5 protein-coding genes are annotated in these 4,791 nt (G+C 63.5%); all 5 read right to left on the reverse strand.

Annotated elements, in window-relative coordinates; translation table 11 throughout:
• On the reverse strand, positions 1 to 340 hold a 340-nt coding region (locus V6K60_RS04260; protein ID WP_332449274.1), incomplete at its 3' end, for an NAD(P)-binding domain-containing protein.
• Positions 341 to 1,124: 784 nt separating this feature from the next.
• On the reverse strand, positions 1,125 to 1,544 hold the full coding sequence (locus V6K60_RS04265) for a pyridoxamine 5'-phosphate oxidase family protein (protein WP_332449275.1): 420 nt from the start codon (positions 1,542 to 1,544) through the stop codon (positions 1,125 to 1,127).
• Between the two features lie 122 nt (positions 1,545 to 1,666).
• Positions 1,667 to 2,815 carry a hypothetical protein gene (locus V6K60_RS04270; protein ID WP_332449276.1) on the reverse strand — a complete coding sequence of 383 codons (1,149 nt, stop codon included), beginning with the start codon at positions 2,813 to 2,815 and terminating at the stop codon, positions 1,667 to 1,669.
• A gap of 2 nt (positions 2,816 to 2,817) precedes the next feature.
• Complete coding sequence (locus V6K60_RS04275; RefSeq protein ID WP_332449277.1) at positions 2,818 to 3,834, reverse strand: TIGR03557 family F420-dependent LLM class oxidoreductase; 1,017 nt, start codon at positions 3,832 to 3,834, stop codon at positions 2,818 to 2,820.
• A gap of 116 nt (positions 3,835 to 3,950) precedes the next feature.
• Entirely contained in the window at positions 3,951 to 4,766 is an 816-nt protein-coding gene (locus V6K60_RS04280) for an ABC transporter ATP-binding protein (RefSeq protein ID WP_332449278.1), read from the reverse strand.
• Positions 4,767 to 4,791 lie beyond the last annotated feature (25 nt).

Raw genomic sequence — 4,791 nt, forward strand, 5'->3', positions numbered from 1 at the left:
CGATGTACTTCGTCGCCGACCCGCCGATGCAGGACTCGAGCGGCCCGGTTGCGTCCATCAAGGGTTTTCCCGCGGCGCCCTCCTTGATGGAGAGCAGGGTGTCCTTCTGGGCCGCGAGCGGCACCGTAAGGATCAGGACATCCGCGGCTTTCGCGGCGTCGGGGTTCGCCATCGCCCGGACGTTCTTGACGTCGCCCAGGAGCTCCTTCACCTTATCCACAGCGGCCTGGGCCTTCTCAATCGTCCTCGAGCCGATGATGACCTCTTCTCCTGCCTCTACAAACCGGACAGCGATCCCGAGACCCTGACCGCCGGTTCCACCAATTACTCCAATTGTCATAATGTTCACTTTTCCAGATTATGTTTGTTCTCGTTTGTCTCGCTCTACTCACATACAGGTATAGGTTGATCCGTTCATTCATCTATCTCGGAGGACCCCCAAAACGATCTGCGCACCATGGGCAGGCCTGGAGCAAAGCGCTCCCATGCCTGGGTTCGTTCGGGGATCATACCCTGAGCCGGAACATGACAGTCACCCGGTGGCCCACCGGACGGTCTCCCTGATCCTGCCTGATCGGCATTCACAGACCGCATCCGGGGTGCACCTGCGATTTTGGCGGTGCATGAACAACCGGAGGTGCGGATAATGCTACCAGCAGGCAGGATTTCGAGAGACCCGGATTGCTTTGAGTGGGAAGAAAGGAGGGGGATACCCCCTCCGGCAGAGTGTTTCGGGACTACCTCTCTCATGAGTGACTCTCACCTGGCTACATATGAGTTTTTCCCTTCACAAATAGGGCCATAATGGCCACTAATCCTGCAAAAGAGGGTTCGATTTATGTTTTTTACGGGTCCCCCCGCCCCGCGTCGGTCTACACCGGAATCAGGCATACCGGGCGGATGAGTGCCGCCCGTTAAAGGGGATATCCGGCGGTAGGTGTTAGCCGCCTCTACCGGTGATGAAGGTCCGGTCCGCTGCCGGCAGAAATATACTGCGCGGCCCCCGGTGAGATGGCAGACGGCATCCCAGACGACCTGGCGCCGACCTCCCGGACCCGGTGCCCTCCTGCTCGGTTGATGATTGACCGGCAGGTTCCTTTCGCGTGGAGATCTCCAGAAGAAGTTCAGGTGGACTTCTCCCAGCCCTGGCCCATATCGATGAGGGGCCGCACCTCACCGACCTCGAACGTCACCGAGGCATGGATCATCGCCGCCGCTTCCTTGCCTGCGGCCTCAGCGACCTTTCTCCGGTAGGCGTCCAGCGTCTCCCCGGAGGTCGCATAGTTCTTCATCTTCAAGTAGACCCGGAGCCCCTTCCAGTCCGCAAGCGTCGCTCCCTGTTCCATGATCGTGAAGACGGCATTGGGATTCTCCTGCAGGTAGGCAAACGAGCGGTTATTCCCGATCCCCATCACGACGGTCTTCTCGTCGACCATCATCGGCGACCCAAAGACCGCCGCATCGATCTTTCCTTCTTTGTTTGCGGTGCTGAGCACACCGAGCCTCGGCTGTTTGTTGAAGTAATCCATCAATTTCGATGCCATAGGTACATTCCTCCTCTGGACCAGAACTTATCGTTCCGCCCTAAATAGGTATGGGTAGGGGCCGTACGAGTCCCGTGGACCGCCGGGCGGTCTTCGTTTTGAGGAGATCTCTTCCGCACACGCTAGACCGCCAGAAATTCCCCGGGAGCAAGGCTGGTGGCGAGCATCACCATGTTGATCTCGGGGTTCCCGGTCCAGGTGCCGGCTTCCTGGTTCCTCCCCTCCAGCCAGAACCGCTCGATCTCCCCGGCGAGCGGCGTATAGCGCATGAGTGCCTCCGCCCGCCGGGAGAGGTCCGGGTTCCCCCGGACCCGTTTGGCGAGCATCCCCGCCCCAGATAGGCCGATCGAGAGCCCGAACTCCCGGAAGGCGAGCCGGAACTCCGCGGGATGCCGGAGCGTCCCGCCCCCGACAAAGGCGGCGAGGCCGGCGAGGGTCGCGTCGAGGACCAGGGTCAGCAGGCCTGTGCAGGCAGACCCCTCCCTATCCATCAACTGCACGATCCTTCCTGTGTCAAACAGGAGCCCGCCGATGCCGAGCGGATCGCCGGTGATCAGGTTCCCACCACGGCAGATAGCGGCCATATCGGCGATCTCGGGCGCGAGGTCGATCCCCCCGGCCGCCTGGAGATCGCGGTAGGTGACGAATCCGTCGAGCGGGTCGTGCTGGCCCATCGCCGGGACGAGCGGCCGGGAGAGGTCGATGCTCATCTTCCAGTACATCCTCCTGCCGCCGGAGGGGAGGGTGTAGGTGAACGCGGCGTGGGCAGCCTTTGCAAGTTCCGCCGCCCACCGGGTGTAGACCGGATCCCCGGTGACCCGGCCCACCCGGTTGAGCGCGTGCATCCACTTCGTGAGATAGTGGTAGTACTGCCCGTCACGGTCCCACTCGAGCCGCTCGTCGAACGGGTCGTCGGGCCTTCGCTCGGGCAGCGGTTTTCCGATCCGGAGGCCGCCCCGGGTCGGGTGCGCCTCGCCTTCCGCTTCGGGAAGACCGCTGATCCACCCGGTCCTCTGGTCGTCCTCGCGGTGCCGACCGAGGGTGTGGTGCACCTGGTCGACGAGGCGGAGGGCAAGGTCGCGGTAGGCCGCGTCGCCCGTCCGGCGGAAGAGTTCGAGGTAATTGCAGACCGCGTAGGCGTCCGTCCAGAGGTAGCGCCGCGGGCGGTCATGAGCGGGGTCAAGCCCGGTCAGGCCGGCGAACTCCGTCATGAGGTCGCGGACGATTATGGTGGTCACGCTCTCCGGCATCTCTCCTTCACCGGGACTCATGCTCACCGCGCCGGGCCGGGGACCATCCGCCCCCCGGGCTCGGGCCGCGGGGGCTTGATCCCGAACTCCGGCAGGATGACATCGTGCGCGAGGTTGATGAACCTCTCCTGGTCCGGGCCCACCTGATGGAGGATGACGCTGTCGTAGCCCATATCGACGAGTTTTCCCACCTTCTCGATGGTCTGCTGCGGGTCGGGTCCGCAGAGGACGTTCTTTGCGACATCCTCCGGCGTCACCATCTGCTGCAGCTGCTCAAAGTGCGCCGGGGTGGGGACGACCCAGTTCAGTTCTCCCTTGTTCGCGGCCATGGGGAACCACTCGTATGCCGTGCGTTTTGCCTCTTCCTCGCTTCCAGCGTAGCAGACCGTGGTCTCGACCATGCACGACTTGCCCTCGCCGCCCGCTGCCCGGAACGTCTCGATGACCTCTTTTGGCTTCTGCTCGAAGTGGATGAGTGCGTCGCCGATCTCGCCGGCAACCTCCGCCGCCATCGGCCCCTGAGCCGATATGCGTATCTGCGGGAGAACCTCTGGCAGTTCGAAGATCTGCGCGTTATCGACGGTGTAGTAGGTGCCGGAGTAGTCCTGCACCCCACCCTTCCAGAGCGTCCGGATGATCTTCACCGCCTCGCGGAGCATGTCGAGCCGCACCGGCTCCGACGTTGGAAAGACGCCCCCGACGATGTGCTCGTTCAGGTTCTCGCCGGTCCCGAGGCCGAGCTCGAACCGTCCCGGCATCAGGTTTGCCGCGGTTGCCGCGGCCTGTGCGACGATCGCCGGGTGGTAGCGCATCAGCGGGCAGGTCACGCCGGTAGAGACCCTGACCCGCGAGGTGGCCTGCGTTATCGCACCGATGGTGCACCAGGCAAACCCGGCATGCCCGTGGTTCGAGATCCACGGGAGGTAGTGATCGCTGATGCTCAGAAACGAGAATCCGGCGTCCTCGGCAAGCCGTGCATTCTTCACCAGCTCGGGCGCACTGTGCGACTCCGTGAAGAGTTTGTAGCCGATCTCGACCATGCTTTTCCTCCTTTCCCCGTCCCATGCACGGAGGTGCCACGGGTATAAGCGGCGAGGAGAACGTCACCGGCCTTAAACGTTGTGTCGATGGGAAAAACACGTTGTCGAGGGACGGTTCAGTACCCCGTCGCGTAGTAATACCCGTCCTCTTCCCGGACATGGACCGGTACGCGGAAGAGGTCGCCGATGGCCTCATCGGTCAGGACCCCGGCCTTTTCGCCGTCCATCCGGACGGCGCCGTCCCGCATCAGGACGACGCGGGAGATCTCCGGGATGATATCGGGGAGGTTGTGGGTCACCAGGATGATCCCGGTCCCGGATTGGGCAATCTTTCGGAGGGTTTTTCTGAAGGTGTGGAGCGCGGCGAGGTCGAGGCTGTTCGTGGGCTCGTCGAGAACGAGGGTACCGGGGTCGTGGACGAGCGCCCGCCCTATCAGGAATCGGCGTCCCTCGCCTGAGGAGAGTTCGGTCATCGGCCGGTCGGCGAGGCGGGCGATCTCCAGGAACTCGAGGATCTCATCGGTCTTCCGCTCCATCGCGTCCGTCACCTTGTGGGAGCGGAAGAGGCCGATGCTTGAGAAGAACCCCGAGAGGACGACCTCGCGGCCCGATATGCTCCGGGTGAAGGTATGCTGGAGGTCGCCGGAGACGACCCCGAGGTGCGACCGGAGGTCAAAGGCGTCCCACGTCTCCCGCCCCCGGAACCGGAAGACGGTATCGGTCCCCCCGGCGGAGGGGTAGTACTCCCGGGTGATCGCCCGGATGAGCGACGATTTCCCGGCCCCGTTTGGGCCGAGGATGGCGATATGCTCCCCTTCGCGGATCGTGAGCGAGACGGAGTCAAGGAGCCTGTGGCCGTCCCGGACGACGCTGACGTTCCGGAACTCGACGAGCGGCGGTGACGGTTGTGGGCCGGCGCGGGTGTCAGTCATGCCGACCGCTCCGTTGGGTGGAGAT

It is taken from the genome of Methanoculleus sp. (genome assembly GCF_036677455.1).
Classification (GTDB): Archaea; Halobacteriota; Methanomicrobia; order Methanomicrobiales; family Methanoculleaceae; genus Methanoculleus.

Bases quoted from the DNA above. Each gene is read 5' to 3' on its own strand.
- V6K60_RS04265 (WP_332449275.1), bottom strand. From the start codon at position 1,544: ATGGCATCGAAATTGATGGATTACTTCAACAAACAGCCGAGGCTCGGT.
- V6K60_RS04270 (WP_332449276.1), bottom strand. From the start codon at position 2,815: ATGAGTCCCGGTGAAGGAGAGATGCCGGAGAGCGTGACCACCATAATC.
- V6K60_RS04275 (WP_332449277.1), bottom strand. From the start codon at position 3,834: ATGGTCGAGATCGGCTACAAACTCTTCACGGAGTCGCACAGTGCGCCC.
- V6K60_RS04280 (WP_332449278.1), bottom strand. From the start codon at position 4,766: ATGACTGACACCCGCGCCGGCCCACAACCGTCACCGCCGCTCGTCGAG.